Origin of the sequence: Sphingomonas asaccharolytica NBRC 15499 (assembly GCF_001598355.1) — a bacterium.
Lineage (GTDB): Bacteria > Pseudomonadota > Alphaproteobacteria > Sphingomonadales > Sphingomonadaceae > Sphingomonas > Sphingomonas asaccharolytica.
In genome coordinates this window covers 1-26,923 of record NZ_BCYU01000062.1, presented here as the reverse complement: position 1 = coordinate 26,923, position 26,923 = coordinate 1, and the positions used below count along the sequence as shown (strand labels likewise).

Below are 26,923 nucleotides of genomic sequence, written 5' to 3'. Positions count from 1 at the left end.
AATGATCGCTCAAAAAACCGACTTCGCCTCAGTCCCCATCATCGCGCCCCGCACCAGCGGGATCGGCGGGCCACCATAGGAGAGGAACTGGTCGTGAAACTGCTTCCACGCCTTGCGCCCGCCGCGCGTCGCGATCCAATCGTCGCGCAGCTTGCGGATCATCAGCTTGCCGAGCGTGTAGTTGAGGTACGCCGGATCGTACGTTCCGCGCGCCGCCTGCTGGTCCGAATTGCCTTCGTCCTGATAGCATTGCTCGCGGAACATCTTGTACGAATCGGCCTGGGTCATGCCGCGCGCATGCATGCCGATCGCCGACAGGAAGCGGCAATCGCGCAGCAGCGCGTTGGACAATTCGCCGATATGCGTCTCGGGATCGCCATTCCCCAGGCCCGCGTCCCACATCATTTCTTCGGCATAATGCGCCCAGCCCTCGGCATAGGCATAGCCGACGAACAGCTGGCCGAAGAGCGAGGGCGAACGGTTGGCGTGGAGGAACTGGACGAAATGGCCCGGCATCACTTCGTGCACTGAGGTGAAAAGCAGGTCCATCTTGCCCGGCACGAAGCCGAGTTGCTTGGCCTTGGGCCAGCTCGGGTCCGGCGGCGAGATGTAATAGACCGACGGAATGCCCTTATCGAACGGCCCCGGCGGATCGATATAGGCCGAATTCTGCCGGTTGTAGGGCGGGCTTTCCTCGACCAGCGCCTGTTCGGTGCCGGGGATCGAGACGATGTCATGCGACTGGACGAAGGCGCGCAGCATCGGGATCTGGCGCCGCGCCTCGGCCACCGGATCGTTGCCGGCGGGTTTGTTGGCCGACATCTTGTCCATGCAGGCCTGGATCGTCTTCTTCGGCGCATATTTGGCGCAGGCTTGCTTGAGCGCGTCCTGGTTCTTGGCCAGGTCTGCCTTGCCCGCTGCTTCGAGCTGGTCGAGCGGAGTGTCGACGCCTTCGGTCTCAGCGAGCATGCGCTGGAACTTCTCCGGCCCCAGCGCGAAATCCTTGGTCGCGGTCTTCTTTTGATTGCCGAGCCATTTGGCAAGGTCGCCCGTCACCACCGCCGCGGCTTCGGAGGCGTCCTTCAGATCCTTCTGCATCTTCTTGTCGCGGACGCTGGCAAACGCCTTGCGCGCGTCGCCACGATAATAATCGGCGAAGCCGCTGAACGCCGCGACGCCGTATTTGATGAAGCTCTCGGGCATCGGTGTGCGCAGATTGGTGCGGATGTTCCACACCGCCGACGGCACCTGGCGAAAGAATTTGATCAGCGCCTCCATCCGCACCTTCGCCGGCGCGTAGGGCCGCGCGATATAGGTGTTCGGATCGAGGCCGTTGCCGACATAATAAGCCGGGTTGGTGTGCGGCTGATCGGCATCCTCGAGCCAGAACAGTTTCCCGCGCGCGACCTGGATCAGATAGTCGCGCTCGAAGGCATCTTCCTTAGACAATTTGGTCTTGTCGAACGCCTGGGCGTCGGTGACCGCCTTGTGCAGGAAATCGGCCTGCGCCTTCAGCCCCGACGGGCTCCAGTCGGGCATCACCCCGTCGAACTCGTGCTTGCCTTGATAGACCGCGAAGGCGGGATCGAGCTTGAACCAGCCGTCGATGAAACCGTCGCGGAACTGAGCCCATTGCGGCGAAGGTGCCGCGGGGACTGCCGCCGTCATATTGGCAGTGGTTTCGTTGACGTTGGTCGCGTTGACGTTGGAGGAAGTGGTCGACGAATGACACGACGTCAGCGCGATACAGGCGACCGCGCCCAGCAGCTTGAACTTCATTGGACTCTCCGAACCTTATGGGGCGGAGTGCTGCCAGATTGCGCGGCGCGGCGCCAGTGCGCTCGCTCCTGTGCGACCCGCACCCACTTATTTTAGCGGGACAACGACCTCGTTGGGGTTAACCACATTGAGCTTCTCGCGAGTCAATTGGTCGGCCATGTCGGGGTCGACCTTGTTCGGGTCGAGCAACTGGACGCGGTTGGCGAGCACCGTCTGCTTCTGCTTGAGGTCAGCGAGTTGCTGCTGCTTCTTGGCGAGCAGGCGCTGGTAATCGCCATAGGCAAGCGCGCCATTGCTGCCGACCACGGCGTAAATACCGAAAAACGCCATGAACCCCAGCGCGAGCGCGGGAAAAGCGGCACGACGAAAAACGGACCCGAAGGTGGAGCGGCGACGAGATGGCATATTGGGATGGCCTTGTCGCTCACCACGACTCGCGGATCAAGCTAGTATTTAACCATAAATCGCCGAATCGAATCGGATCGGCGATAAATTGAATCGCGAGTGGCCGGGCAGCAACAGGCTCGGTCGTCACCCCGGACTTGTTCCGGGGCCCAATCCTCCAAAACGGAATCCGGGCATTGTTGCACGTTGGGTGCCGGCACAAGGCCGACATGACGGTTTGGGCTTACTTCCCCCTGATCACACTCCGCCCCGCGAACACCGCGACGTCGCCCAGTTCCTCTTCGATGCGGATCAGCTGGTTGTACTTGGCCAACCGGTCCGACCGCGCCAGGCTGCCGGTCTTGATCTGTCCGCAATTGGTCGCGACCGCGAGGTCGGCGATGGTCGAATCCTCGGTCTCGCCCGAACGGTGCGACATCACCGCGGTGTACGAATTGCGCTGCGCCATCGACACCGCCGCCAGCGTCTCGGTCAGCGTGCCGATCTGGTTGACCTTGACCAGGATCGAATTGGCGAGGCCGCGCTCGATTCCGTCCGCCAGCCGCTTGGGATTGGTCACGAACAGATCGTCGCCAACCAATTGGACCTTGTCGCCGACCATGTCGGTCAGCGCCTTCCAGCCCTCGAAATCGTCCTCGGCCATGCCGTCCTCGATCGAGATGATCGGGTATTTGGCGACCAGGTCTGCGTAATAGGCGGCCATTTCGTGCGGCGTCAGCACCTTGCCCTCGGCCGAAATGTGATACTTGCCGTCCTTGAAGAATTCGGTCGACGCCGGGTCGAGCGCCAGCATCACGTCGTCGCCGGCTGTGTACCCCGCCCCTTCGATAGCGCGCATGATGAAGTCGAGCGCGTCGGTCGTGTTGGCGATGTCGGGCGCGAACCCGCCTTCGTCGCCGACGCCAGTCGACAGGCCCTTCTCATGAAGCATCTTCTTGAGCGTATGGAAAATTTCCGAGCCCATGCGCACCGCCTCGAACAGCGACGAGGCGCCGACCGGCATGATCATGAATTCCTGGAAGTCGATCGGATTGTCGGCATGTTCGCCGCCGTTGATGATGTTCATCATCGGCACCGGCAAAACGTGCGCGTTGACGCCGCCGACATAGCGATAGAGCGGCAAGCCGCGCGCGTCGGCCGCGGCCTTGGCGGTCGCCAGGCTGACGCCCAGGATCGCGTTGGCGCCCAGCCGGGCCTTGTTGGGCGTGCCATCGAGCGCGATCATCGCGGCGTCGACCTCGGCCTGATCCTCGGCATCGAAGCCGAGCAGGGTGTCGGCGATCTCGTTATTGACCGCGTCGACCGCCTTCTGGACGCCCTTGCCCGACCAGCGGCTCTTGTCGCCATCGCGCAATTCGACCGCTTCATGCGCGCCGGTCGAGGCGCCCGACGGCACCGCCGCGCGACCGAACGACCCGTCCTCGAGCATCACTTCGACCTCGACCGTGGGATTACCGCGGCTGTCGATGATCTGGCGGCCGTGAATGTCGATGATTGCGGTCATGGAACGGTCTTCCTAGATTGGGGGTAATAGGAATTGGATTGGGGCGTCGCGGCGGCGCTCTAACGGCTTCGCGCGCGGGCGGCAAATCGCTTGTCCCGCATGACGGAACCGGCAAGCGCCGCCTTGGTTGTCGATATGGAACAACGGTTGTCGACGTCCGTCGACAGCGAACCAGTAAGGAAGAGTACCATGGCCGATACCGCATCGAACGAGACGCCGAACGGGACCGCCGGCGGGACGACTGGCGACAAGCCGAACGCCACCCAGGCGCTCAAGGACAATGTGATCAAATTCGCCAATGACGCGGGCGAAAAGGCGAAGGGCTATGCCGAAGACGGCAAGAGCCGCGCCGGCACCGCGCTCGACGAGCTGGCGAAGATGCTGCAGGAAGCCGCCGGCACGGTCGATGAGAAGGTCGGCGAGCAATATGGCCAATATGCCCGCTCCGCCGCCGACGCGGTGGCCAATTTCTCCGGCGCGCTCAAGGAAAAGCAGGTCGACGACATTATCGACGATGCGCGCGAGTTCGTGAAGAAGAGCCCGGCGGTCGCGATCGGCACCGCCGCGGCGATCGGCTTTGTCCTGGCGCGATTGGTCAAGGCGGGGCTCGACGGCCAGGCCGACAAACCGTCGGACAAGCCGTCGAACGACACCAAAGCCTGATCCGAGCGGCCGCGCGTGGAGGGGGAACCGCAGCCCGACGACAGCATCACCTCGCTGGTCAGTCGTCTGATCGACGATGGCGAGAATTTCGTTCGGGCCGAGGTCAAGCTCTACCGCGCGCGGCTGTTTTCGCGCCTGGACGAGGCGCGCAACGCGATCCTGCTCGGGATCGGCGCGCTCGTGCTGGCCCAGGCAGTGCTCGTGGCGGCGCTGGTCGGGTTGCTGATGACCTTGCGCTGGCTGGTCGGCCCCGGGTGGGCGACGTTGATCGTGGTCGGTGGCGGTGTATTGGTTACCGCGATCATGGGCTGGAGTGCCTGGCTGCTGGTCAAGAAGGCGACCGAAATCAAGGACAAGGACGAGCGGCCGTGAATTTGATCGACGACGAACTGGTGAAGGCGGAGGCCAATTCCGTCGATGCTCGGCGTCAGCTCGCCCAAACGGTCGTCGCGCTGCAATCCAGACTCAAACCCAGTGCCCTCGCTCGCGATGCGGTTGAAGAACTGAAAGAGGTCGGTGGCGAAATGGCGCGGTCGGGGATCGAGTCGGTGAAGCGTAATCCCCTGCCTGCGGTCGGCGTTGCCGCGCTGTTGACCGCATTTATCGCGCGTAAACCGCTCGCCCGGCTGTTCCGAAGGCAACCGACCGACGCATGAAGAGTTCGACCCCATATCAGAGGGACATGGATATGACCGAGACAGCAGAGACCAAACAGAGCGGCCGCATGGAAAGCGCCCTGGCGACCGCACGCGGCGCGACCAACGACGCGCTCCACGAAACGCGCAAGGTCGCCGAACGCGCCGGCAAGGCAATCGAGACCAATCCGCTGGCGGTCGTCGCCGGCGGGATCGCCATCGGCCTGGCGGCGGGCGCTTTGCTGCCTAAGACCAAACGCGAAACGGAATTGCTCGGCTCGGTCGGCAAGCGCCTGACCGGTGCCGCGGCCGGCGCCGCCGAAGCCGCGCGCGACGCGGCCAAGGCAGAGCTCGGCTCGCTGCCGCTCAGCAAGGACGCGGCAAAAGCGCAGGTTTCGAAGCTGATCGACCAGGTGGCCAAAGCGGTGTCGAGCGCGGGGGAAGCGGCGCTCAACGGCAGCCCTGTCGCGGCCGCGGAGATCAAGCCGGCGAAGAAGTCCAAATAGGCGCTTCAACGCTGCAGCGCAGCAGGAGGGCTCGTCTCCGCCTCTCGCAACGGTCGTGACGGAGCGGAATTTGGCGCAGGACTAGGAGCTAGGAGTGAGCGATGCCATCAGCATCGTGATCGACGACGCGACGACGCCCTGCGCCAAATTCCGCCCGCCGCGAAGCGGTTGCCCGATGCAGCGCCCCGAGCGTCGTCGCTTGCTTGCGCGTAGCTTCTGCTACGCGTCTGCGCTACGCTCCTCGTCGGAGCACTGCCTCGGGCAATCACGACCGTTGCGAGAGGCGGAGACGAGCCCTAGAGGGTGGAGCCATGAGCAAGCTCCACCTCGTATTCGGCGGTCGCGTCAAGGATCCGCGAACGCTCGACTTCGATCAAACGACCGTCGAGGTCGTCGGCATCTTTCCCGATTACGCCAGCGCCGAAAAAGCTTGGCGCGCCGCCGCGCAGCGGACGGTCGACGATGCCGAAATGAAGTTCGTGGTCGTCCACCTCCACCGCTTGCTCGAGCCCGATCCAGAGTTGCAGGCGCCGCACGCTTAAGAGCGAATGCAGATTTTATCGGCTTCTGGCTGAGGTTGCCCCTTACGCCTTGCGATATCGCCACAGCAGCAACGGGCGCGCCAGAATCAGGCCGACGATGAACCCGCCGATATGCGCGCCGATAGCAACCGGCTGGCCCATCATCGTCGTGAACCCGATCAGCAGATTGATGCCCGTCCAGGCCACACCAAGCCACAAAGCGTGGATAAGCCCCGCAGGTAGCGGGCCGACGCCTGGCGTGCGGCTCCCGCCGTACAGCATCGCATAGGCCGCCACGAGCGCGGAGATCGCTCCGCTGGCGCCGATCATCGGCATGACCGCGCCCGGATCCTGCGCCCATTGCCCCGCCGCTGCGGCATAGGCGCCGATCACATAGAGCGCCGCAACACTGACCGATCCGAGCGCACGCTCAGCCTCGCGTCCGCAATAGACCAGCATCACCATGTTGAAGAACAGATGCATCCACCCGCCATGCAGCAAGGTGGCGCTGAGCGGAGTCAGCCAGACCGGCACTAGCCAGCCGGCATAATTGGCGATCGGCACGTCGGGAACGCGACCGGGAATGAACCCACCGGTCACCGCTGCCACGTCAGGCGCGACGAACAGGATCGCGCATACCGACACGGCGACGGTCAGGATCGCGATCCCATACGTCGCCGGCGCATCGCGGAAATGCATCGGGTTTAGACCGACCTGCATGATTTCTGAATCATGCAGGTCGGTCTATTTATCTGTGGTCGCATCGCTTTTCGCGGAAAACGGGTACCCACTTTTCCGCGCGATGCTCTAAATGAACTCGATCTTGGCGACGACGTAATAGCGGTCGCCGGCCGGCACCGACACTTCGACCTCGTCATCGACCTTGCGGCCGATCAGCGCGCGGCCGAGCGGCGAATTGTACGAGATGCGGCCGCTCTTGGCGTCCGCCTCGGTCTGGCCGACGATCTGGTACTTGACCGGCTTTTCGTCGTCGTCGAGCAACGTCACCGTCGCGCCGAACACAACCTTGTCGCCCGACAATTCGGTCGGATCGATGATCTGCGCGCGGCTGAGCTTGTCCTCGATATCGGCGATCGACGCCTCGATCTGGCCCTGACGCTCCTTGGCGGCATGATATTCGGCGTTTTCCGACAAATCGCCGTGCGCGCGGGCCTCCTCGATCGCATCGACGATCTGGGGCCGCTCGTCTTTGAGACGGCGCAGATCCGCAGTGAGCTTTTCATAGCCCTCTTGCAGCATCGGCATCTTCTCAACAGTCGCCATAACCCCTGGTCCCTCGTTTCAAATATCCATCCCCAAGCGACCCGTCCCCGGACCGCCCGCACCTGTTTCTCTTGTGAGGGGATCAATTGTGCGAGTGCGAATGATAGGATTGCAGCGGCCGAACTTCAAGTGACCGTGTTGCAAGCGCGACAATGGCCTTTGCAGCTTCGACTGATGCCGAGGCCGTGGTGAAGTGCGGAATCTTCTGCGCGACCGCCGCTTGGCGGATCGGCTGCGAGTCCTTGAGCGACTGCCAGCCCTCGGTCGTGTTGAAGATCATGTCGATGCCGCCGTCCTTGATCCGATCGACGATATGCGGACGTCCCTGCGCCACCTTGTTGACGCGCTCGACCGGCACGCCGTGCTCGGTGAGATAGTCGGCAGTGCCGCCGGTCGCGACGACGGTGAAGCCGAAATCGGCAAGCGCGCGAGCGCCGGGCAGGATGACCGGCTTGTCGCTGTCTTTGACACTGATGAACACCGTGCCGCGCTCGGGCAGGATCGTCCCCGCGCCGAGTTCGGCCTTGCCGAAGGCCGCGGTGAAATCCTGATCTATTCCCATGACTTCGCCGGTGGACTTCATTTCCGGTGAGAGAACCGGATCGATCCCCTGGAAGCGGTTGAACGGGAATACCGCTTCCTTGACCGCGAAATAGCCAATGTCGCGATCGATCACCGGCAGGTCCTTGAGCTTCTCGCCCGCCATCACCCTGCTGGCGATCTTGGCGATTGGCGATCCGATCGCCTTGGCGACGAAGGGCACCGTGCGGCTGGCGCGCGGATTGACCTCGATCAGATAGACTTTGCCATCTTTGACCGCGAATTGGATGTTCATCAGCCCGACGACGTTGAGCGAGCGGGCCAGCAAGTCGGTCTGGCGCTCGATTTCTGCGATGATGTCATCGGACAGGCTGTAGGGCGGAATCGAGCAGGCGCTGTCGCCCGAATGGACGCCGGCTTCCTCGATATGCTGGAGCACGCCGGCGACCACGACGTCGGTACCGTCGCAGATCGCGTCAACGTCGACCTCGATCGCGTCGCGCAGATATTGGTCGATCAGCACCGGCGAATCGCCTGATACCTGGACCGCGGTCTGGATGTAATCGTCGAGCTGCTGGGTGCCGTCGACGATCTCCATCGCGCGGCCGCCCAGGACATAGCTCGGACGCATGAGCACCGGGTAACCGATGCGTTCGGCCACCGCGACCGCCTCGTCGCGGCTGCGCGCGATCCCGTTGGCGGGCTGGTGCAGGCCAAGCTTGTTGACCAACGCCGCGAAGCGCTCCCGATCCTCGGCCAGGTCGATCGCATCGGGGCTGGTGCCGAGGATCGGAATCCCGGCCTTTTCGAGCGCGCGCGCCAGGTTGAGCGGGGTCTGCCCGCCGAACTGGACGATGACGCCGACCAGATCACCCGCCTGCTGCTCGGTATAGAGAATCTCGAGCACATCCTCGGCGGTCAGCGGCTCGAAATAGAGCCGATCCGAGGTGTCGTAATCGGTCGACACCGTCTCCGGGTTGCAATTGATCATGATCGTCTCGAACCCGGCCTCGGCCAGCGCGAAACAGGCATGGCAACAGCAATAGTCGAACTCGATCCCCTGCCCGATCCGGTTGGGACCGCCGCCCAGGATGACGATCTTACGCCGAGTCGACGGCTGGCTCTCGTCCTCGGGCTCACCGAAGCTCGGCGCTTCGTAGGTCGAGTACATGTACGGCGTCTTGGCGTCGAACTCGGCGGCGCAGGTGTCGATGCGCTTGAACACCGGCCGCACGCCCAGGCGATGGCGCAGCGCCCTCACCTCGTCCTCATTGACCCCGCCGGCCATCGCCTTGACCGCTTCGTGGATCAGCCCGCTGCGCGCCGGGAAACGATCGCGGAGCCCAACCGACTGCACCGCGAGATAGGCGAGCCGCTTGTCGCTGAAGCCCATCGACTTGAGCCGGCGCATGCCGGCGGCGTCCTGCGGCAGGCCATTGGCGATGACCTCGCTCTCGGCAGCGATGATCTCCTCGATCCGTTCGAGGAACCAGGGATCGTATTTGGCGATCGCGTGGACCTCAGCGACCGTGAAGCCTTCACGCAGCGCCTGCGCCGCAACCAGCAGCCTGTCGGGAGTCGCGACGGCCAGCGCGGCCTCGATTTCGTCCCTGGGCGCGCCGACCAGGCGATCAACGGTGTTGAACCCCGACAGCCCGGTCTCGAGCCCACGCAGCGCCTTTTGCAGCGATTCGTGGATGTTGCGGCCGATCGCCATGACTTCGCCAACCGACTTCATCGCGGTCGACAGCACCGCTTCGGCGCCCTTGAACTTCTCGAACGCGAAGCGCGGAATCTTGGTGACGACGTAATCGATGGTCGGCTCGAAGCTCGCCGGCGTCGCTCCGGTAATGTCGTTGATGATCTCGTCGAGCGTGTAGCCGACCGCCAGCTTGGCCGCGACCTTGGCGATTGGGAAGCCGGTCGCCTTCGACGCCAGCGCCGACGAGCGCGACACGCGCGGGTTCATCTCGATGACGACAAGCCGCCCATCCTTCGGATTGACTGCGAACTGGACGTTGGAACCGCCTGTTTCCACGCCGATTTCACGTAGCGTCGCAATGGACGCGTTGCGCATGATCTGATATTCCTTGTCGGTCAGCGTCAGCGCGGGCGCGACGGTGATCGAATCGCCGGTGTGGACGCCCATCGGATCGATATTCTCGATCGAGCAGACGATGATGGCATTGTCCTTGCGGTCGCGGACGACCTCCATCTCGTACTCTTTCCAGCCGAGCAAAGATTCCTCGATCAGAACCTCGGTGGTCGGGCTGGCGTCGAGCCCCTTGCGAACGATGTTGATGAACTCGTCCTTGTTGTACGCCACGCCGCCGCCGGTCCCGCCCAGCGTGAAGCTCGGGCGGATGATCGCCGGCAGCCCGACCTTCTCCAGCCCTTCCAGCGCCTCGGCTTCCGAATGAGCAATCGCCGAGCGGGCGCTTTCGAGCCCGATCTTGGTCATCGCGTCCTTGAACTTGAGCCGGTCCTCGGCCTTGTCGATCGCCTCGGCATCCGCGCCGATCATGATCACGCCGAACTTCTCGAGCGTGCCGTCCTGCGCCAGCGCCAAAGCGGTATTGAGCGCGGTCTGCCCGCCCATCGTCGGCAGCACCGCGTCGGGGCGCTCTTTCTCGATGATCTTGGCGACGACGCCCGGGGTGATCGGCTCGATATAGGTCGCGTCGGCCAGGTCGGGATCGGTCATGATCGTCGCCGGGTTCGAATTGACCAGGACGATGCGATAGCCCTCTTCGCGCAGCGCCTTAATCGCCTGCGTGCCTGAATAATCGAACTCGCATGCCTGGCCGATAACGATCGGCCCGGCGCCGATAACGAGGATCGAAGAAATGTCGGTGCGTTTGGGCATTATTTCGTCAAAATTCCAAGAAAATGAACGTGCACGATTATTTACCGGACTTCCTGATGAAAACGGCGTCGACCGCCTTCGCCAACGCATCTTGGTCGAAACTGAGTTGCGGCGCGGGACGGCCACAAAATGCGTTGAAAGAAGCGAGCAACAACAGACTGTTCTGGTTGAACGCTTTTTGAATCGCCTCCTTCGACGCATCGCGTGCAAGCGGAACCTCAACCTTCGGTTCGTTGACGAACTTGTCGGGTGCCCGCTTGGACGCGCAATTATCGTAGTAGGTGATCCGCATGCCCGTGTCGGTGCGTTCGAAAAGGAAACTAGGAAAGCGATTGCTCAGCGCGCTGCACAATGGCTTTCCGTCGGCGCCTAGTTCGCCAGCGACGCAGATTATTTCCCATTCGGGCCTCGGGACCGACATGATCTGGCCGGGCTGCGCGAGCAGCAAGCCGAGAAGTGAAAGAATCATACCGCCAGCGCCCTCACAAACTTCTCGAACAGGTAGAAGCTGTCCTGCGGTCCTGGGCTCGCCTCGGGGTGATATTGCACGCTGAACGCCGGGCGGTCGGTCAGCTCCAACCCGGCATTCGAGCCATCGAACAACGACACATGCGTCTCGCGGGCATTGGCCGGGAGGCTGTCGCGTTCGACCGCGAAGCCGTGGTTCATGCTGGTAATCTCGACGGCGCCGTCGCTGAGGCGCTTGACCGGATGGTTGGCGCCGCGATGGCCCTGGAACATCTTGGTCGTTGTCGCGCCCACGGCCAGCCCGAGCAATTGATGGCCGAGGCAGATGCCGAACAACGGGATGTTGGTCTCGAGCAATTGCTGGATCACCGGCACGGCATATTCGCCGGTCGCGGCGGGATCGCCCGGGCCGTTAGACAGGAACAGGCCGTCGGGCTTGAGCGCCATCACCTGGTCGAAGGTCGCGGTGGCGGGGACGACGCTGACCTTGGCGCCGGCTTTGACCAAATTGCGGTAGATGTTGCGCTTGGCGCCGTAATCGATCGCCACGACATGGGGGCGGTCATCCTCACGCCCCTCCCCGCCATAGCCGAAGCCGAGCCGCCAGACGCCGCCTTCCCAGCCGTAATCCATCTCGGTGGTGACCGCGATCGCGAGATCCATGCCTTCGAGCCCGGGCCAGGCGCGCGCCATGTCGAGTAGCAGCGGAATGTCGAACTTGCCGTCGGCGGCATGCGCGATCACGCCATTGGGCGCGCCGCCGCTGCGAATTCGCTTGGTCAGCGCGCGCGTATCGATCCCCGACAGGCCGACACGGGCATGGCGCTTCATCCAGTCGTCGAGCCGCTCGACCGAACGGAAGTTCGACGGCGCGGTGACGTCCTCGCGCACGATCATCCCGAGCGCGTGGGGCAGGTTCGCCTCGACGTCGTCGGGATTGGCGCCGACATTGCCGATATGCGGGAACGTGAAGGTGATGATCTGACCGGCGAAGCTCGGGTCGGTCATGATCTCCTGATAGCCGGTCATCGCGGTGTGAAAGCACACCTCACCGACCGCCTGGCCCTCGGCACCGAAGCCGCGGCCCCACACTATTTCCCCGGACGCCAGAACTAGGCATCCGGTCGCTCCTGCGGGCACGTCGAAAGGCTTGGCGTCGGCCATTGCGGGCGGGCACTCCGTTTGGTTTGGGCAGCGATGTCGCTAAGGCCCGGCAGCTAGACCCCCCACCCCCTCGCGTCAACCGGCTGGCGTCGCTATGTGGGCCTGATGATAAGAGATGACATCAAGAACGCGCTGATCACCGCCATGAAAAGCGGCGACAAGCAGGGCACCGCCGCGATCCGCCTGATCCAGAGCGCGATCAAGAACCGCGATATCGAGGAGCGCGTCAAGACGCAACCGACCGAGGACGACACGCTCGTTACCGAAGTGCTGCAGAAAATGGTCAAGCAGCGCCGCGAATCGATCGAGATGTATGTGAAGGGCGGCCGCCAGGAACTCGCCGATGTCGAGCAAGGCGAGATCGACGTGATCGAGCGGTTCTTGCCCGCGCAGATGAGCGACGAGGAAACCAGCGCGGCGATCGAGGCGATCAAGGCCGAGCTGGGCGCCTCGGGCATGAAGGACATGGGCCGCGTGATGGCGGAGCTGAAGGCCCGGCATGCGCAGAACCTGGACATGTCCAAGGCAAGCGGGCTGGTGAAGGCGGCTCTGTCGTAGGGCGGATCGACAAACAGCAATTCAATTCGTCATGCCGGGCTTGTCCCGGCATCCACCGGGCAGTTTAGCCTAGCCCTTGAACCTCTTGTCCCGCGCTTGCAGCCCGGTGGACCCCGGCACAAGGCCGGGGTGACGGTTGGGCATTAGACGGAACCCAGCGTAGCAACGTGGCGGATTACCTTGGGTTCTCACCCTTCGCTTAAGCACGAAGTGATTAGGCATCAACCCCCACCGTACCAGCCTCGCGTTCTGTCAGGATGCGGTCGATCAGGCCCCATTCCATCGCTTCTTCCGCCGTCATGAAGCGATCGCGGTCCATCGCGACCTCGAACTCTTCATAGGTCCGGCCGCAATGCTCGGCGTAGAGCCGGGTCATGCGCTGCTTGGTGCGAAAGATTTCCTCGGCGTGGATCAGCATGTCCGACGCCTGCCCCTGAAAACCACCCGACGGTTGGTGGATGAGGATGCTGGCATTGGGCAAGGCGGCGCGTTCGCCGGGTTCGCCCGCCATCAGCAGGAACGAGCCCATCGATCGCGCCGTCCCCATGCAGAGCGTGTGAACGGGCGCGCGAATGTATTGCATGGTATCGTACATCGCGAGGCCGCTGGTCACGACGCCGCCGGGTGAATTGACGTAAAGCTGGATCGGCTTCCGGGGATTTTCGGCCTCCAGGAACAACAATTGCGCGCAGACAAGCGCGGCCACGGCGTCGTTCACTTCCCCGTTCAGAAAGATGATCCGCTCGCGCAGCAGGCGCGAATAGATATCGAACGAGCGTTCGCCGCGGCTGGATTGCTCGATGACCATGGGGACGAGTTGCATCGCTTCGCGCATCGGCGAACTCCTATGTCCTGAATTTTTAGTGCCGGTAGGCCGGGGCGTCAGGCCGCGAGCATCATCAACGGGCCGTTATTGTTCGCCGCCGGCAATGTGCGTGGCACCAGCCGCGCATCCGTCAGACCATGAACCACCCTCAGGATCGAGCCGCCGTCCGTGCCGGGCCTGACCTCAAAGGTGACGATGCTCTCGAGGAACGGCGGATCGCCGTCGCGCATTGCGTAGCGGATTTCCTCGCCAGGTTCGGTGGAGACCGGATCGGCATCGGCCAGATCCTCTTTGGGCAGCCATTTATCCCGAAAGCCGGGCACGCTGATCGCTCGCCAGACCTTTTCGGGCGGGGCATCGAGCTCGTATTCGAACACTAGATCCGCGGCCTGCTTTTGGGGCTCGGTATCGCTCATGGCTCCATGTCCTTCAGCAAGATCTTCAACGCATCGATCCGCGCGGGCCAATAAGCGCGGTACTTGGTCAACCATCCGGCGATGAGCGCCAGCCCCTCCGGGTCGACTTCATAGTTCACGAAACGCCCCTGACGCTCTTCGCGAACCAGACGTGCGGTGCGCAGCACGGCAAGGTGCTGCGACATTGCCGGTTGGCTGATGCTCATGCCGTCCCGCAAGGCGCTAGCGTTCATGGCTCCGCTCGCGAGCTTCTCGAAGATCGCGCGGCGGGTCGGGTCGGCCAGAGCCTTAAACAGCTCATTCTCAATCATGCCGACAGATAAGCGTATACTTATCTGATTGGCAATACCGAAATGGAGGTTTCGCCGCGGTTGCCAAACCGCACGGCGTTGCGGCATGAGCGTGATATAATGCGCGAGTGAGTCTTACCCCCGTCTTCCTCGACGAACTCCGCGCGCGCACCCTGCTGTCCGCGCTGGTCGGGAAGACTGTCAAGCTCACCAAGGCGGGGCGCGAGTTCAAAGGCTGCTGCCCGTTCCACAGCGAGAAGACGCCGAGCTTTTACGTCAACGACGACAAGAGCTTCTATCACTGCTTCGGCTGCTCGGCGCATGGCGATGCTATCCGCTGGATGACCGAGCAGCAGGGGCTGCCGTTCATCGACGCAGTCAAGGAACTCGCCCAAGCCGCCGGCATGGAAATGCCTGCGCAGGATCGCCAGTCGGTCGAACGCGCCGAGCGTGCCAAGGGTTTGCACGACCTGATGGCCGACGCCGCGCAGTTCTTCACCGATCAGTTGAACGGCATCGCCGGCGCCGAGGCGCGATCGGTACTGGAGAAGCGCGGGATCAAGGCGGACACCGCGCGCACCTTTGGCATGGGCTATTCGCCCGATTCGCGTGTGAAACTGCGCGAGGAACTCAAAAGCTATGGCGACCCGGCGCTGATCGAATCGGGTATGTTGATCAAGGTCGACGACAAGGAACCGTACGATCGCTTCCGCGGCCGCCTGATGATCCCGATCCGCGACGCGCGCGGCCGCGTGATCGCGTTCGGCGGGCGCGTGATCGGTCAGGGCGAACCCAAATATCTCAATTCGCCCGACACGCCGCTCTTCGACAAGGGCCGCACGCTCTACAATCTCGATCGCGCCGCCCCAGCCAGCCGCAAGACCGGCCGGGTCATCGTGGTCGAGGGCTATATGGACGTGATCGCGCTCGCCCAGGTCGGGTTCGGCGAAGCGGTGGCGCCGCTCGGCACCGCGCTGACCGAGCATCAGCTCGAACGGCTGTGGCGGCTGTCCGAGGTGCCGATCCTGTGCTTCGACGGCGATTCGGCGGGGCAGAAAGCCGCGATCCGCGCGGCGTTGCGCGCGCTTCCCGGGCTCGCGCCCGGGCGCAGCCTGCGATTCGTGACCTTGCCTGAAGGTCAGGATCCCGACGATCTCGTCCGCGCCCGTGGTCCGGCAGCGTTCGAGGCATTGCTCGAAAAACCCGAATCCTTGGTCGATCGCCTATGGGCGCACGAATATGCCGCCGAGCCGCTCGACACGCCCGAGCAGCGCGCCGGCCTCAAGCGTCGGCTGATGACCCACGCCGAGACCATCGCCGATCCCGACGTGCGTCACGAATATCAGGCCGAATTCCGTCGCCGCATCGACGATCTGTTCGCGCGCCCGCAACGCGATTTCACCCCGCGCCAGTTCACGCCACGCAAGCCGGGCACCAAATGGGTGCCTCCCCTGCCCCCGGCCACATCCCAGGCGAAAGCGGTGCGCGCCGCCGGAATCGACCGGCTGCTGGCCAAGGCGGTGCTTGCCGGGCTGATCCGCCATCCCGCGGAAATCGCTCGCCATATGGAGGTACTGGGCAGCCTCAAACTGGCTGATGGCGCGCTCGGGCGATTGTTCGAAGCCGTGGTCGATCTGGCGCTCGAGGACCGGGCGCTTGATAGCCGGCGCCTGATCACCATATTGGGCTCATCAGGACTTGGTCAGATAACCACCGATCTGCTGAGAGCCGATGCCACTCCCTATTCGTTTACCCAGGATGGTGCAGAGCCCGAGCGGGCCAGCGCCGATCTGGACGAAGCGATAGCGATCATGGTGGCGCGGCCCGAAGTCGATGCGGCGCTGGCGCAGGCGACATCCGAATTGGAAATATCCGCGTCGGATGAAGCTTTCCAACGGCAAATGGAACTGTTGCGCGAGCAACGAGCTTTGGAACTGCGGCTTGCAAATCTGATACAAGCGAACAATGACGCGTAAAATTACGCACACAGCGTAAAACCGAGGGCATTTGATGGCGAAGACGACTATGGCGGAAGCGGCAGAACCGGCTGAGACGGGCGACGCTCCGCTGATCGATCTCAACGATGCGGAAATCAAGAAGCTGGTCGCCCGCGCCAAGAAGCGTGGGTACATCACCGTCGACCAGCTCAACGAAATGTTGCCGCAGGACCAGATGTCGTCCGAGCAGATCGAGGACGTGATGTCCGCGCTCAACGAAATGGGCGTCAACGTCGTCGAGAATGACGAGGGCGGCGAGGACGGAGAAGATCAAAAGGACGAGGACGAGGATATCGACCCGGTCGATTCGTCCGAGGAAAACGCCCCCGCGCTCGAGACAAAGAAGAAAGAGACGATCGACCGCACCGACGATCCGGTGCGCATGTACCTGCGCGAGATGGGCGCGGTCGAATTGCTCAGCCGCGAGGGTGAGATCGCGATCGCCAAGCGGATCGAAGCCGGCCGCGACACGATGATCCTGGGCCTGTGCGAATCGCCGATCACCTTCAACGCGATCATCGACTGGTCGACCGCGCTCAACGAAGGGACGATGCAGCTTCGCGAGATCCTCGATCTCGACGCCATGCTGTCCAAGGGTCCCTCGGCCGAGCAGGTCGAGAACGCCGAGGCCGACGATTCGGGCGAGATCAGCGAGAAGACCGCCGGCGCCAGCTTCAAGGAAGAAGAAGAGCCCGAGGAGGTCCAGGCGGCCGACGAGGACGAGGACGACATGACCGAGCGTCGTGCGCCGCGCATCTCGGACGACGAGGAAGAGGACAACACGCTCAGCCTCGCCCAGATGGAAGAGCAGCTCAAGCCGATGGCGCTCGAGCGGTTCGCCAACATCACCTCGATCTACAAGAAATTCTCCAAGATGCAGGGGCAGCGCCTCGACGCGATGGGCGCTGGTGGCGAGCTGTCGGCGGCCGAGGAGCGCAAGTACCAGAAGCTGCGCGAGGACCTCACCGCCGAGGTCGAGAGCGTCCAGTTCCACCAGGCGAAGATCGAATATCTGGTCGACCAGCTTTACAGCTTCAATCGGCGCCTGACCGCGTTGGGCGGGCAGATGCTGCGCTTGGCCGAGCGTCACAAGGTCGCCCGCGCCGATTTCCTCAACCGTTATCAGGGTCACGAGCTCGACGATTCGTGGCTGACCACGGTCGGCAGCCTCGACAAGAAGTGGACCGCGTTCGCAACCACCGAATCGGGCGCGGTCGATCGTATCCGCGGTGAGATCGCCGAGATATCGCAGCAGACCGGCATGGCGCTCCCCGAATTCCGTCGCATCGTCAACATGGTGCAAAAGGGCGAGCGCGAGGCGCGGATCGCCAAGAAGGAGATGGTCGAGGCCAACCTCCGTCTCGTGATCTCGATCGCCAAGAAATACACCAATCGTGGGCTGCAGTTCCTGGATCTGATCCAGGAAGGCAATATCGGCCTGATGAAAGCGGTCGATAAGTTCGAATATCGTCGCGGCTACAAATTCTCGACCTATGCGACCTGGTGGATCCGCCAGGCGATCACCCGCTCGATCGCCGACCAGGCGCGGACCATCCGCATCCCGGTCCATATGATCGAGACGATCAACAAGCTGGTGCGGACCAGTCGCCAGTTCCTCCACGAGCAGGGCCGCGAGCCCACGCCCGAGGAAATGGCCGAGCGCCTGTCAATGCCGCTCGAAAAGGTCCGCAAGGTAATGAAGATCGCCAAGGAACCGATCTCCCTCGAAACGCCGATCGGCGACGAGGAGGATTCGCACCTGGGCGATTTCATCGAGGACAAGAATGCGGTCATCCCGGTCGACGCCGCGATCCAGGCCAACCTCAAGGAAACGGTGACTCGCGTACTGGCGTCGCTCACGCCGCGCGAGGAACGCGTGCTCCGCATGCGCTTCGGCATCGGAATGAACACCGATCACACGTTGGAAGAGGTCGGCCAGCAGTTCAGCGTTACGCGCGAGCGTATCCGTCAGATCGAGGCAAAGGCGCTGAGGAAGCTCAAGCACCCGAGCCGGTCGCGCAAGATGCGGTCGTTCCTGGATCAATAAGCTCGATCACCGAACGAAAAGAGGCCGCGACGGGAAACCGCCGCGGCCTTTTTTTGGCCGTTTAACTCAAACCCCTCTCCCGCAAGCGGGGCGGCTCTATTTATTTCAACGGCAGGAATAGCTCCGCGACTGCGTCATGAACCGGCGCATCCGGGGAAAAAGTAAGATACCGCCGGCAATAGATCGGAAAATCCCGCACTTCCTCGCCGCTCGCTGGCAGCCAATCGCGATACAAATAGAGCGCGGCGGGCTCCATATTGTTGGTCGCGCCGACCACGCGCAGCACCGCACAGCGCCCGCCGGGGATCACGCCGGCTTCCATCCCCTCTTCGTTCGGCGGGACCGGCTGGTCGATTCCGACGCACCGATCCATCGCGTAATCGGCCGCGACCGCGGGGGTTCGCTCGGACCGGAACACGTTGATGGTCGGACTGGTCGCGGGCGACAGGCCGGCGGCCTTGCGCCAGGCGATGAAGCGCTGGATGGTATCGCCCAATGTCGCCCGGTCGCCCCGGTGCTCCATGATCGCCACCGGCATCGGCGGCACGTCGCGGATGGTCACGTCGTCATGGGTAAAACTGTGTTGCATGAGCTTGCTCCTCGCATTGTCGAGAGGCCCGAAGGCCGCAAGCCACGGTTCCCAGTCGGGAGATTTCCGGAACGACGACGGCGACTGCCCGAACCGCTGCCGAAAGGCGCGAGCAAAGGCATCGGGCGCATCGTAACCGGCGTCCATCGCGATGTCCGTGACGCTGTCGGCGCTGCAATGAGCGAGTTGGTGCGACGCGCGCTTCATACGGGCGAGTTGGACATAGCGATGCACGGACAATTCGAACGTTGCCATGAATTGCCGATGGAAATGGAATTTGGAGAAAGCCGCGACGCGGCTCACCGTTTCCAGATCGAGATCGCCGTCGAGATGCTGGTCGATATAGTCCAGCACCCGCTGCATCCGGTCCTGATAGTTCTGAAGCGCCGCCTTCATCGTCCTTCCTCCGTGGCGGCGCCAGCTAGTCGCTCATGGCGATGGTCTGCTCGACCGATCTTGCGGTTCCGGATGGATCGATCGCACGTTCACAACGATCACCGACTTGCGATCGCACTATCTCAAAACGCCACGTATGGCCCGCCAACCCCGCCTGCGGGCCGGCCCTCGATCGCGGTATAAACCGTCCGTCCGAAGAAGAACGGCACCCCGAAATCGAAGCTGTTCGCGAACGGTAGTGGCGGTTTGACGAGCGTCGGGTTGACGCCGAGCCCCGGCGCCACGGTCGAGGTGCCGGAGACGTCCAGCGGGCTGTACAGTTCGAACGCGCCGCTCGCGGTCACGCCGTTGGTCGCCGTCAACAGAGGCGACAGCGGGATCGGCATCGCCGGACAATAAAAAGCGATCAGGCTCGCATCGGTGCAGGGATTGAGGCTGGTGTCGATGAAGTAATAATCGTTGCTACCGCTGTCGAGGAAGCTCTGGGTGAGTTGCTTGCCGTTATAGGTCGCGGTGAGCAGGCCGGCGCCCAGCCCGCTCGAGGAGGTCGTCAGCGGCAGTATGTTGGCGGCGCTGAGGCTGTTGTCGGCCTGGGTGCCGATGCCGAAAGTGACGGTGCCGGTCAGGCTCGCCACACCCCGTTGCGCCACGGACGGCAGCGAGACGATCGTGCCGTTGTTGTCAGTGGCGAAGGCCGCGACCGGGTTGGGCAATTGCTGGAACGGCGCGGCGGCGTTGGCGGCTCGCGCGATCACGCCGCTGCAGCCGCTCGCCGGGCAATCGTAATAGATCGCGCCCGAAGAGCCGCCGGCGACCGTGCAAAAGCTGCCGCAATCGGTCGTGGTCGTCCCGACACCGATGATCCCGTTGGCGCCGAAATCCTGCACTGTCTGGATCGCAGTACCGCCGCCCGAGGAGCAGCTCGAAGGTACGCTGGTGAAGGTCCCGCTGTCACCGATCGCCTGGAACGGCATGTTGGCGACTTTTTCCCCCGCGATCGAGAAGTCCGCCATCCGCACTGAGCCGAAAGCATAGGAGTTCACGTACTGATAGCATTCGCCGACCGGATTGCTCGATGCGTCGCTCTCAGACGGCAACGCGGCGAGCAGGCCGGCGTTGAGCACCGGCTTGATGATGCGCAAGCCGACCGACCCGGTGTCGAGAATGACGTGGTCGATCACCTGGCAATTGGTTGTCGAGCCCGGCGCGCAGATGGTGACCGAAACATAGGGCTCGTTGAACGCGGTATAGGCACCCGCACCGGTATTCAGCGCGGCAGGGCCTGCGTCGAGCGTCACCGTCGCCGTATTGGCGGCGGGGGTCGGCGTCGGCGTTGGCGTCGGTGTGGGTGTAGGGCTTAGTGTCGGAGTGGGCGTGGAAGTGCTGCCTCCCACCGACGAACCGCCGCCCCCGCCCCCGCCCCCGCAACCGACGAGCGCCAACGCGATCATCAGCCCGCCGAGCTGCTTGCAAACCTTCACGGTTGCGCCGCCAGATCGTCGATCGAAAAGCCGGGCGGCGCCAGCGAGGGCACGAACGCCACCCCGTGGAACCAGCCCATATGGCCGCCGGCCTGGATCTGCAGGTCGCGCTGCGCGACCTGCGGGGGCCGTCGCAGCGAGTGCATCTGTCGCGCCGTCGCGACGCTATTCGACTGGAAGGTCGAGAAATAAGTTCCGAACAAGGTCTTAAGATCGGGCTTGCCCGGGCCGGACCAGGTCACCGCGAACACCATTCCGGCGGCGTTGGTGAACTCCCGTACCGAACCGCCATTCGGACGCGTCATTTCGTGGCGCGTGTAGCGACCCATCGCGACCGACTTCATGCTGACCGCCATTCGCCCGCGATCCTCGGTGATGCTCGAAACGGATCCCCCGAGCTTCGCGGATGCGGCGGTGGAGAGAAACAGGCAGCCTGCCGCGAGGCCGAGCGCACCAGCGCGATGGATCAGAGACACGGTCTAACAACCCTCCAAACGCAACATCGCTGCGCACGTTGATCTCGCCGCGAGCGATCAGCAGCCTATTCCTCGCCGGTGGCGAGTCAACGTCCGTTTGGGCGGCGAATCTCGGCCGTCTGCAATCCAGGAGGGCTGTTGCTTTCTGCCGGCTTACTTCTTCACGTCGCTGTACACCGCGACGCTTGGCGCCACCGGGTCGAGTAGGACCCACAGAGCGATTCCGGTGGCAACGACCAGCAAGGCCGCCGCCATGGTCAGTGCGCGTCGTGGTTCGGGCATCAGCGGCAAGAGCAACACCGCGCTGATCGCCAGCGGGCTCGCGGCGATCATCGGCATGCCCGGGCCGACCGCCTGAAGCAGGAAGAAGCCGAAACCGAGCATATAACCGACGCCCAGCATCGCGGCGACGATCGTCGCTGCAATTCCAATACTTCTCCCCGCATAGCGATCGATCGCCAGCGCCACGCCGCCAAGCATTAATGGCACCGCGAAGGGATAGGAGGCGATCTGCGCCACTGCCTGCATGACGACGCCGAGCGCCAGCAACGGGATAGCCGCGCCGGCGATGCTCCCGACCCGCGACGGCAGCCACCGACGGACCGTCAGGAAAGCGGCGAGACAGACGAGCAACGCCTGAACCTGAAGCCGGGGAATCGCCGCAAGCCTGTCGTAATAATTGACCTTGCCCCAGGCGCCCGAGATCCCGTTGACGATGTAGAGCCCCGCCATCGCGACAACGATCAGCGCGAGCAGCATGCCCGCCCCCTTCGCGACCTCTCCGGCCGTCGCGCGCCGCCACGCCGCGGCGCCATACCCCAATCCGCCGATCACCAGGAACAGCCAGCCCAATGCCGCCGGATAGCTGACGAAGGCCAGGCCATAAGCGTCAAAAAAGGTACGATCGGCTGCCCTGCCCGGCAGCACCGGCGCATCGGCAAGGGCGCGCGTCAAATCGAGCGTCTGGCGTCCCATGTCCTGCAACGCGCCCTGGTCGAGCGCGTCGGGAGTCGCCAGCGGCGAATGGTAAAGCCCCGCGCGGCCGATGAATGCGAAGTTGAATCCCGGATAGCCGAGTTTCTTGGCCACGGTCAGGTCGGTCGAATTGGGCAGTTTCTTGTAGATGAACACGCTGAGTGAGGTGGAGACCGGCCTGCGTACTGCGCTGCCGAACAGGTCCATCATCGCGCCATTGTCGCTCCCGGTCTCGAACATCGTCGCGCGCCCGCCGCCGCCGCGCGTCTCAAGATTGACGATTACGCCGACATGCGCCCGGCGCGGATCGGTGGCGAAGAACGCTTTCGCGCCTTCCAGCCCGAGTTCCTCGCCATCAGTCAGCAGCACCATCACGTCCCGGCGCGGCTGCCCGCCCGCCTTGATCGCGCGAATCGTCTCCAGCACCGACGCCACGCCCGCACCGTCGTCGGCCGCGGCGGGCGATCCCCAGACGCTGTCGTGATGCGCCATCAACAGGACCGCGGGTTGCGCGCGATCGCGACCGGGCAGGATTGCGACGATGTTGGTAAGCGGCGGCGCGGGCGCGACAATCTTGCGCCAACCGTCGAGCCGCTTCTTGGCCTGCGGGCTCATCGTCCCGGTGGCGGTTGCGACCTCCAGCCCCATCCCCTTGAGCCGCGCGATCAGATAGCTGCGCACCTGCGCGTCCTCGTGGCTGCCAGTCGGGTGCGGCGCGCGGCCGACCACGCGGACGTCCGTCATTGCGCGAATCGCCGAGAAAGCTGTGGCGGACGCATCGGAGGATGCCGGCCCCGGCGGCGTTGTCGCCACGATCGCCAGGATCACCGCACCGGCCAGCGCGATCAGCGCCGCCCACCATCTCGTCATTGCGTTCCTCCCCCGTCTCGATCCAATTGCTACAGGCGACCGACGGGACCGGCAAGAATGCGCGCCGACATTGGGCTGTTAAGGGGCTGCGCCGAAGCGCCCCGCTCCTGCGGCGGTTGCGACATACTTAAGGGCGCATAAACCGCGTCTTTACGTGGTTCGGTATATCCCTCTGCCCCAGAGTGCGCGGAGCCACATTAGGCATTGGGGAACCATGTCAGTCGAAACACTATCATTTGATCGCCGCGGTGGCGGGTGGAGCGTGCTTGCCGCGCTCGCCGATGCCGATGGCAGCGCACGCCACCCGTTCGTCCGCGCCATGTGCGCGCCGGGCGCTGCGACGCGCGACCTCGCCGACGCGATCCATTTGCTGTGCGCGTTGCACGGCCGCCATCCCGGGGTGATCGATCATGCGGTCGGCCATGGGCACAGCCAGACGGCCCAGCCGTGGCTGGAGGCCGCGGCCGAATCATTCGCCGACGAACGCGCTTTGCTTGCGCGCCTGACCGCCGCGGCGGGACCGATCCCTTCCACGCCCGGCCAGGCCGAATCGGAAGCCGCCGTCAACGCGCAACGCCACGCGCTCGACATGCTGGCGCAGTCGGATCGCGCCGGGTGCGCGGTGGGCGCCTCGATCGCCCTGGTGCTCGACTGGCACGCGGTGCGCGCGCTGATGAGTGCCGCCGCCGATCGCGCCGGGTTTGCGCCGCTGCCGTCCAACTTGCCGATCGATGCCGAGACGCAGACGATCGCGGTGACGCTGGCCGCCGAAGCGCCGGTCGAGCGCGCGATGAGCTTTGGCGCGCAACAGCTGCTCGCCCAGCATCGCGCACTTTGGGATCTGGCCGAAGCCCGCAAGAGCGCGCGCGACCGAAGCTAGCTGTTTCGCCAAGACGGGCCGGCAGGGCGTCCCTAAGCTTGCGTTTCCAAGTACACCCGCCCTAAGCAAACCCGAGTTTCGAAAAATTCGGGGACAGCAATGATTCGCTTCGAAGGCACCCAAAGCTATGTCGCGACCGAAGACCTGAAGGTCGCGGTCAACGCCGCGGTGACTCTTCGCCGTCCGTTGCTGGTCAAGGGCGAGCCTGGCACCGGCAAGACCGTCCTGGCCTATGAGATCGCCAAGGCGGTCAACGCGCCGCTGATCGAGTGGAACGTCAAATCGACCACCAAGGCGCAGCAAGGCCTGTACGAATATGACGCGGTCGCTCGCCTGCGCGACGGCCAACTGGGCGACGAGCGCGTCCACGACATTTCCAATTACATCCGCAAGGGCAAATTGTGGGAGGCGTTCACCGCGCCCGAGGTCCCCGTCCTGCTGATCGACGAGATCGACAAGGCCGATATCGAATTCCCCAACGACCTGCTCCAGGAACTCGATCGCATGGAATTCCATGTCTACGAGACCAAGGAGACGGTGCGCGCGGCCGAACGGCCGATTGTCGTCATCACCTCGAACAACGAGAAGGAATTGCCCGACGCGTTCCTGCGTCGCTGCTTTTTCCATTATATCAAATTCCCCGACCGCGACACGATGCAGGCGATCGTCGACGTCCACTTCCCCGGCATCCAGAAGATCTTGGTGTCGAAAGCGATGGACATTTTCTACGACGTTCGCGACGTGCCCGGCCTCAAGAAGAAGCCGTCGACCAGCGAGTTGCTCGATTGGCTGAAGCTGCTGCTCCACGAGGACATGCCGCTCGACGTGCTGCAGAATCGCGACCCGGCCAAGGCGATCCCCCCGCTCCACGGCGCCTTGCTCAAGAACGAGCAGGACGTGATGCTGTTTGAAAGACTGGCGTTCATGGCCAAGCGCCAGCAGGGTGGCGCGCCGCGCTGATCGCAACGCGGCCGACGGGTTGGCTCCGAATGCAAGCTGCGGGTCACACACCGTCACCCCAGCGCAAGCTGCGGTCTCAAGCCTTCTGAGATGAGCATCGGATCGTCCCCCGGACGATCCTTAAGCATGCGGGGCATGCTTAACCTGATGCTCTTACGCTGGCATGACGTGTTGATGAGCGACATCCCTTCATCGCCCGGCGCCACGCGCTTCGCCCGCGTCCGCGTGCGGCTCGAGGCGGCGCAGCCGAGCAGCGGGTGGAAGTCGTGGGTCTACGAATTCCTGCTGTTCGGGTTCAAGCAAGGCTGGGCGTGCCTGTTCGGCGCGCTGATGCTCGCGCTCCTGCTCGGCGCGCACCTCTTCTACCCCGATGACGCGCCGCTCGCACGTAACGACTTCGTGACGCTGGCGGCGATCGCGATCCAAATCGGCATGCTCGCCTTCCGTCTGGAGAATTGGGAAGAAGCCCGGGTCATCCTCGCGTTCCATGTCACCGGCACGATCATGGAGCAGTTCAAGACACAGGCTGGCTCGTGGAATTATCCGGCCGGCGGCGTGCTCCATATCGGACTGGTGCCGCTCTATTCGGGGTTCATGTATGCCGCGGTGGGCAGCTATATCGCGCGTATCTGGCGCATCTTCGGAATCCATTTCGATCACTGGCCGTCGCGGCGCGCGCTGATCGCGCTTGCCGTCGCGATCTACGTCAATTTCTTCTCCCACCACTGGCTGCCCGACATTCGCTGGCTCTTGTTTGCGATCATCGCGCTGATGTTCTGGCGCTCGCGCTTCTATTTCACGCCGTTCCGCTGCGAACGCTGGATGCCAGTGCTGCTCGGCTTCTTTCTGGTCGCCCTGTTCATCTGGTTTGCCGAGAATCTGGCCACCTTCGCCCATGCCTGGTCCTATCCCAACCAGCGCCATGGCTGGGCCATGGTGAGCCCCACCAAGCTCGGCTCTTGGTATCTGCTGATGATCATCTCGGTCGTGATGGTGTCGCTGATCCATCACGATGATCGCGAAATGAATTTACGGTCACCAGCTAATTAACCCCGTCCGCCAACCATCCGGTCAGTCCACACTCCCTATGGCAGACGGGCATGAGGAGATATCCCCCCCATCTCCGCGTGCTGGCGGCTGCTTTGGCCCTGTTGGCGGGAGCAGTTGCCCCAGCGCGCGCCGGAACATTGCTCGACTATGTCGGGCAGTGCGTGCCGTTCGCACGAGCGGCGTCTGGCATCCAGATCTATGGCGATGCCTGGACCTGGTGGGATCAAGCCGAGGGTCGATATCGCCGCGGCCAGACCCCGCGCGCTGGAGCGGTCGTCGTCTTTCGCAAGACCGCACGCCTGCCGCTCGGCCATGTCGCGGTGATCAGCCGGGTGGTCGACAGCCGCGTGGCGATGGTTACCCACGCCAATTGGTCGCGGATGAACGGCGAGCGCGGCCACGCCGAGCAGGACGTCACGCTGACCGATGTCAGCACCGACAACGACTGGAGCGAAGTGCGCGTCTGGTATCGCGATGCCGAGGGGCTAGGATCGACCACCTTCCCCCTTTACGGCTTCATTTATCCTTTGGCGTTGGACGGCCATAAGGCAAAGCCCGCTCCCGAACTGACCGGTCGCGATCCCGATTACGTCGGCGCGCTGATCGACGCCTATCGCTGACCTTGAGGGTCTGTACTCAATGGCGGCGGGGTCGAGACGGAGCGGATTTTGTCGCGTGGGTAGGAACGAGGAGGGAGCGATGCGATTAGCATCGTGACCGACGAGCGACGCCCTCCACGCGGCAAAAGCCGCCCGCCGCTTCGCGGTTGCGTTGTGG

The 26,923-nt window shown here is 63.6% G+C and carries 27 protein-coding genes; 12 read left to right on the top strand and 15 right to left on the bottom strand.

Annotated features, from left to right (window positions below; genetic code table 11):
- Positions 1 to 9: 9 nt before the first annotated feature.
- From SAS01S_RS15860 to eno, 3 genes are all read right to left on the bottom strand, one after another.
- Positions 10 to 1,779: a DUF885 domain-containing protein gene (locus SAS01S_RS15860; RefSeq protein ID WP_066810553.1), complete on the bottom strand. Its 1,770-nt coding sequence runs from the start codon at positions 1,777 to 1,779 to the stop codon at positions 10 to 12.
- Positions 1,780 to 1,866: 87 nt separating this feature from the next.
- Positions 1,867 to 2,109: an FtsB family cell division protein gene (locus SAS01S_RS15855; protein WP_066810551.1), complete on the bottom strand. Its 243-nt coding sequence runs from the start codon at positions 2,107 to 2,109 to the stop codon at positions 1,867 to 1,869.
- A 298-nt stretch (positions 2,110 to 2,407) separates the two neighbouring features.
- Entirely contained in the window at positions 2,408 to 3,688 is a 1,281-nt protein-coding gene (eno, locus tag SAS01S_RS15850) for a phosphopyruvate hydratase (RefSeq protein WP_066810550.1), read from the bottom strand.
- A 189-nt stretch (positions 3,689 to 3,877) separates the two neighbouring features.
- Here eno and SAS01S_RS15845 point away from each other — a divergent pair, with 189 nt between their 5' ends.
- From SAS01S_RS15845 to SAS01S_RS15825, 5 genes are all read left to right on the top strand, one after another.
- A complete protein-coding gene (locus tag SAS01S_RS15845; RefSeq protein WP_066810559.1) occupies positions 3,878 to 4,351 on the top strand; it encodes a hypothetical protein in 474 nt (157 codons plus the stop codon).
- 15 nt (positions 4,352 to 4,366) lie between these two features.
- Positions 4,367 to 4,723, top strand: a complete 357-nt coding sequence (locus SAS01S_RS15840; RefSeq protein WP_066810548.1) for a phage holin family protein — start codon at positions 4,367 to 4,369, stop codon at positions 4,721 to 4,723.
- On the top strand, positions 4,720 to 5,007 hold the full coding sequence (locus tag SAS01S_RS15835) for a DUF3618 domain-containing protein (RefSeq protein WP_066810546.1): 288 nt from the start codon (positions 4,720 to 4,722) through the stop codon (positions 5,005 to 5,007). Before SAS01S_RS15840 ends, SAS01S_RS15835 begins: the two co-directional genes overlap by 4 nt.
- Before the next feature lie 32 nt (positions 5,008 to 5,039).
- The gene (locus SAS01S_RS15830) at positions 5,040 to 5,492 is read left to right on the top strand and encodes a hypothetical protein (protein WP_157082851.1); all 453 of its coding nucleotides are present in this window, start codon (positions 5,040 to 5,042) and stop codon (positions 5,490 to 5,492) included.
- A 311-nt stretch (positions 5,493 to 5,803) separates the two neighbouring features.
- Positions 5,804 to 6,034 carry a DUF4170 domain-containing protein gene (locus tag SAS01S_RS15825; RefSeq protein ID WP_066810542.1) on the top strand — a complete coding sequence of 77 codons (231 nt, stop codon included), beginning with the start codon at positions 5,804 to 5,806 and terminating at the stop codon, positions 6,032 to 6,034.
- A 42-nt stretch (positions 6,035 to 6,076) separates the two neighbouring features.
- On the opposite strand, the gene SAS01S_RS15820 is transcribed toward SAS01S_RS15825, so the two are convergent.
- From SAS01S_RS15820 to carA, 5 genes are all read right to left on the bottom strand, one after another.
- On the bottom strand, positions 6,077 to 6,733 hold the full coding sequence (locus tag SAS01S_RS15820) for a rhomboid family intramembrane serine protease (protein ID WP_245656937.1): 657 nt from the start codon (positions 6,731 to 6,733) through the stop codon (positions 6,077 to 6,079).
- A gap of 87 nt (positions 6,734 to 6,820) precedes the next feature.
- Positions 6,821 to 7,297 (bottom strand): transcription elongation factor GreA, encoded by a 477-nt coding sequence (gene greA, locus SAS01S_RS15815; protein ID WP_066810540.1) that lies wholly within the window; start codon positions 7,295 to 7,297, stop codon positions 6,821 to 6,823.
- Between the two features lie 82 nt (positions 7,298 to 7,379).
- Positions 7,380 to 10,703 (bottom strand): carbamoyl-phosphate synthase large subunit, encoded by a 3,324-nt coding sequence (carB, locus tag SAS01S_RS15810; protein WP_066810539.1) that lies wholly within the window; start codon positions 10,701 to 10,703, stop codon positions 7,380 to 7,382.
- A 37-nt stretch (positions 10,704 to 10,740) separates the two neighbouring features.
- Entirely contained in the window at positions 10,741 to 11,172 is a 432-nt protein-coding gene (locus tag SAS01S_RS15805) for a hypothetical protein (RefSeq protein ID WP_066810538.1), read from the bottom strand.
- Positions 11,169 to 12,335: a glutamine-hydrolyzing carbamoyl-phosphate synthase small subunit gene (carA, locus tag SAS01S_RS15800; protein WP_066810536.1), complete on the bottom strand. Its 1,167-nt coding sequence runs from the start codon at positions 12,333 to 12,335 to the stop codon at positions 11,169 to 11,171. The genes SAS01S_RS15805 and carA overlap by 4 nt, the downstream gene beginning before the upstream one ends.
- Before the next feature lie 105 nt (positions 12,336 to 12,440).
- Here carA and SAS01S_RS15795 point away from each other — a divergent pair, with 105 nt between their 5' ends.
- Positions 12,441 to 12,893, top strand: a complete 453-nt coding sequence (locus SAS01S_RS15795; RefSeq protein WP_066810534.1) for a GatB/YqeY domain-containing protein — start codon at positions 12,441 to 12,443, stop codon at positions 12,891 to 12,893.
- Between the two features lie 214 nt (positions 12,894 to 13,107).
- Here SAS01S_RS15795 and SAS01S_RS15790 read toward each other — a convergent pair whose 3' ends face one another.
- From SAS01S_RS15790 to SAS01S_RS15780, 3 genes are read right to left on the bottom strand one after another with little or no spacing between them, the layout of a single operon-like run.
- A complete protein-coding gene (locus tag SAS01S_RS15790; RefSeq protein ID WP_066810532.1) occupies positions 13,108 to 13,728 on the bottom strand; it encodes an ATP-dependent Clp protease proteolytic subunit in 621 nt (206 codons plus the stop codon).
- A 47-nt stretch (positions 13,729 to 13,775) separates the two neighbouring features.
- Positions 13,776 to 14,135 (bottom strand): SRPBCC family protein, encoded by a 360-nt coding sequence (locus tag SAS01S_RS15785; RefSeq protein ID WP_066810530.1) that lies wholly within the window; start codon positions 14,133 to 14,135, stop codon positions 13,776 to 13,778.
- A complete protein-coding gene (locus tag SAS01S_RS15780; protein ID WP_066810528.1) occupies positions 14,132 to 14,446 on the bottom strand; it encodes an ArsR/SmtB family transcription factor in 315 nt (104 codons plus the stop codon). Before SAS01S_RS15780 ends, SAS01S_RS15785 begins: the two co-directional genes overlap by 4 nt.
- 107 nt (positions 14,447 to 14,553) lie before the next feature.
- On the opposite strand from SAS01S_RS15780, the gene dnaG reads away from it, so the two are divergent.
- Positions 14,554 to 16,401 carry a DNA primase gene (gene dnaG / locus SAS01S_RS15775; RefSeq protein WP_066810526.1) on the top strand — a complete coding sequence of 616 codons (1,848 nt, stop codon included), beginning with the start codon at positions 14,554 to 14,556 and terminating at the stop codon, positions 16,399 to 16,401.
- A 34-nt stretch (positions 16,402 to 16,435) separates the two neighbouring features.
- Positions 16,436 to 18,469, top strand: coding sequence for an RNA polymerase sigma factor RpoD (gene rpoD, locus SAS01S_RS15770; protein WP_066810524.1), 2,034 nt, complete (start codon positions 16,436 to 16,438; stop codon positions 18,467 to 18,469).
- Between the two features lie 100 nt (positions 18,470 to 18,569).
- On the opposite strand, the gene SAS01S_RS15765 is transcribed toward rpoD, so the two are convergent.
- The 4 genes from SAS01S_RS15765 to SAS01S_RS15750 form a co-directional block, all read right to left on the bottom strand.
- Positions 18,570 to 19,454 (bottom strand): AraC family transcriptional regulator, encoded by an 885-nt coding sequence (locus SAS01S_RS15765; protein ID WP_066810522.1) that lies wholly within the window; start codon positions 19,452 to 19,454, stop codon positions 18,570 to 18,572.
- Positions 19,455 to 19,576: 122 nt separating this feature from the next.
- On the bottom strand, positions 19,577 to 20,935 hold the full coding sequence (locus SAS01S_RS15760; RefSeq protein ID WP_066810520.1) for a DUF3443 family protein: 1,359 nt from the start codon (positions 20,933 to 20,935) through the stop codon (positions 19,577 to 19,579).
- Positions 20,932 to 21,411 carry a DUF2844 domain-containing protein gene (locus tag SAS01S_RS15755; RefSeq protein WP_084239087.1) on the bottom strand — a complete coding sequence of 160 codons (480 nt, stop codon included), beginning with the start codon at positions 21,409 to 21,411 and terminating at the stop codon, positions 20,932 to 20,934. Before SAS01S_RS15755 ends, SAS01S_RS15760 begins: the two co-directional genes overlap by 4 nt.
- A gap of 153 nt (positions 21,412 to 21,564) precedes the next feature.
- Complete coding sequence (locus tag SAS01S_RS15750; RefSeq protein WP_066810516.1) at positions 21,565 to 23,256, bottom strand: M28 family peptidase; 1,692 nt, start codon at positions 23,254 to 23,256, stop codon at positions 21,565 to 21,567.
- Between the two features lie 214 nt (positions 23,257 to 23,470).
- Between SAS01S_RS15750 and SAS01S_RS15745 the strand changes: the two genes are divergently transcribed.
- From SAS01S_RS15745 to SAS01S_RS15730, 4 genes are all read left to right on the top strand, one after another.
- Positions 23,471 to 24,136 carry a DUF6975 family protein gene (locus tag SAS01S_RS15745; protein ID WP_066810515.1) on the top strand — a complete coding sequence of 222 codons (666 nt, stop codon included), beginning with the start codon at positions 23,471 to 23,473 and terminating at the stop codon, positions 24,134 to 24,136.
- A gap of 102 nt (positions 24,137 to 24,238) precedes the next feature.
- A complete protein-coding gene (locus SAS01S_RS15740) occupies positions 24,239 to 25,096 on the top strand; it encodes an AAA family ATPase (RefSeq protein WP_066810557.1) in 858 nt (285 codons plus the stop codon).
- A 174-nt stretch (positions 25,097 to 25,270) separates the two neighbouring features.
- Positions 25,271 to 26,146: a DUF817 domain-containing protein gene (locus SAS01S_RS15735; RefSeq protein WP_066810555.1), complete on the top strand. Its 876-nt coding sequence runs from the start codon at positions 25,271 to 25,273 to the stop codon at positions 26,144 to 26,146.
- A gap of 50 nt (positions 26,147 to 26,196) precedes the next feature.
- Positions 26,197 to 26,766: a CHAP domain-containing protein gene (locus SAS01S_RS15730; protein ID WP_066810513.1), complete on the top strand. Its 570-nt coding sequence runs from the start codon at positions 26,197 to 26,199 to the stop codon at positions 26,764 to 26,766.
- The last annotated feature ends 157 nt before the right edge of the window (positions 26,767 to 26,923 follow it).